This is a genomic window from Moraxella tarda, from assembly GCF_035181405.1.
Lineage (GTDB): Bacteria > Pseudomonadota > Gammaproteobacteria > Pseudomonadales > Moraxellaceae > Moraxella.
This window is the reverse complement of record NZ_JAYGGV010000014.1, coordinates 1-1,068: the sequence shown is the minus strand read 5'-3', so window position 1 is coordinate 1,068 and position 1,068 is coordinate 1. Positions and strand designations below refer to the sequence as shown.

Here is a 1,068-nt window from a genome sequence, read left to right as displayed (position 1 = left end):
GTCTACAACGGCCCTTTAGGGAAATCTTATCTTGAGGTGGGCTTCCCGCTTAGATGCTTTCAGCGGTTATCCCATCCGAACGTAGCTACTCGGCAATGCGACTGGCGTCACAACCGAAACACCAGAGGTTCGTCCACTCTGGTCCTCTCGTACTAGGAGCAGATCCTCTCAAATTTCCAACGCCCACGGTAGATAGGGACCGAACTGTCTCACGACGTTCTAAACCCAGCTCGCGTACCTCTTTAAATGGCGAACAGCCATACCCTTGGGACCTGCTTCAGCCCCAGGATGAGATGAGCCGACATCGAGGTGCCAAACACCGCCGTCGATATGAACTCTTGGGCGGTATCAGCCTGTTATCCCCAGAGTACCTTTTATCCGTTGAGCGATGGCCCTTCCATACAGAACCACCGGATCACTAAGACCTACTTTCGTACCTGCTCGACTTGTGGGTCTCGCAGTTAAGCGCGCTTTTGCCTTTATACTCTTTGGACGATTTCCGACCGTCCTGAGCGCACCTTCGTACTCCTCCGTTACTCTTTAGGAGGAGACCGCCCCAGTCAAACTACCCACCATACATTGTCCTTGATGTTGTTACATCTAAGTTAGAACCCCAACATAACCAGGGTGGTATTTCAAGGTTGGCTCCATAAGGACTGGCGTCCCTACTTCAAAGCCTCCCACCTATCCTACACAAGTTAGGTCAAAGTTCAATGTAAAGCTGTAGTAAAGGTTCACGGGGTCTTTCCGTCTAGCCGCGGGTACACAGCATCTTCACTGCGATTTCGATTTCACTGAGTCTCTGCTGGAGACAGCGCTGCCATCATTATGCCATTCGTGCAGGTCGGAACTTACCCGACAAGGAATTTCGCTACCTTAGGACCGTTATAGTTACGGCCGCCGTTTACTGGGGCTTCGATCAAGAGCTTCGCTTACGCTAACCCCATCAATTAACCTTCCAGCACCGGGCAGGCATCACACCCTATACGTCCACTTTCGTGTTTGCAGAGTGCTGTGTTTTTAATAAACAGTTGCAGCAGCCTGGTATCTGCGACTGCCAACAGCTCA

1 rRNA gene is annotated in these 1,068 nt (G+C 51.3%); it reads right to left on the bottom strand.

Annotated elements, in window-relative coordinates:
* Positions 1 to 1,068: ribosomal RNA gene (locus U9670_RS08680) — 23S ribosomal RNA — on the bottom strand; the annotation flags it as partial.